The organism is Romboutsia sp. 13368 (genome assembly GCF_018336475.1).
Taxonomy (GTDB): domain Bacteria; phylum Bacillota; class Clostridia; order Peptostreptococcales; family Peptostreptococcaceae; genus Romboutsia.
Genome location: NZ_CP048741.1, coordinates 846,277 through 847,247, shown reverse-complemented (window position 1 = coordinate 847,247; position 971 = coordinate 846,277). Strand labels below are relative to the sequence as shown.

Annotated in this window: 3 protein-coding genes; all 3 read left to right on the top strand. The window is 27.2% G+C overall.

Translation table 11 applies throughout. The annotated features are described in order from the left end of the window. Positions 1–203: 203 nt before the first annotated feature. The 3 genes from G3997_RS03465 to G3997_RS11535 all read left to right on the top strand — a co-directional run bounded on the left by G3997_RS03465 (position 204) and on the right by G3997_RS11535 (position 941). On the top strand, positions 204–440 hold the full coding sequence (locus G3997_RS03465) for a DUF1659 domain-containing protein (RefSeq protein WP_296648160.1): 237 nt from the start codon (positions 204–206) through the stop codon (positions 438–440). 114 nt (positions 441–554) lie between these two features. Next, positions 555–782 (top strand): DUF2922 domain-containing protein, encoded by a 228-nt coding sequence (locus G3997_RS03460; RefSeq protein WP_296648156.1) that lies wholly within the window; start codon positions 555–557, stop codon positions 780–782. A 6-nt stretch (positions 783–788) separates the two neighbouring features. After that, positions 789–941 (top strand): YvrJ family protein, encoded by a 153-nt coding sequence (locus G3997_RS11535; protein ID WP_296648154.1) that lies wholly within the window; start codon positions 789–791, stop codon positions 939–941. Positions 942–971 lie beyond the last annotated feature (30 nt).

Here is a 971-nt window from a genome sequence, read left to right as displayed (position 1 = left end):
CCTTTCTTATCTTCATTTTATCYCTCCAAAATTTAATACCTTATTTTAATATAATTGTAGATTTTAAAATAAAAACTTTCGAGGAAAATACTTTTAAATATACTTTAGAAAAATACATTAAAACCCTACTTCATACTTTCCAACTAATATATAAATATAAGCTTACAAWTAGCTTAAAATATAAAWTTTAGGAGGTAACTTATATGGCAGTTACAGTAGCAAATAATCCAGCAGGACTTAGATTRAAATTTGATTTAGGAAGAGATGACTCAACAGGTAAAACTAAAGTAAAAAGCAGAACATTTTCAAATGTTAAGCACAATGCATCAAATGAAGATGTATACGAAGTGGCATCAGCTTTAGAATCKCTTCAAGAATANGTTATTTCTATAGTCTATATTACCTTCAAAATGAAGATATATAAAATTTATTTCACTTGAGCGATGTATCGTCGAAATACTTCAAGCCACATGTGGGCGCTATTTATCAATTAAGGTTTTAAATTTTGAAATACTTTATATTATTAAAANNAATATNATTAGGAGGATTTTATTATGGAATTAAATAAAAAATTAGTTATGACTTTTAAAACTACAGATGACAAGAAAGTATCAATATCAGTTGACAACCCTAGAGAAGACTTATCAGAATCAGAAGTGAAAAATGCAATGGAGCTTATAACAGAAAAAAATATCTTCGCTCCTGGTGGAGCTGACTTAGCATATTTAGTTTCTGCAAAAGTTGTACAAACTGATACTACTAACTACGACTTAGTACTTTAATAAAATATGGATGGTAATTTAGAAGTTCTGATTGCAAATGTAGGCTTTCCCATTGCTATAAGTATGTATCTACTTATTAGGATTGAAGGAAAACTTGCAATTTTAACAGATAGTATAAATGAACTATCTAAAAACATTTTGTTTATTAAAAAAGGATAGCAACTGCTATCCTTTTTCATTATCTAAAAT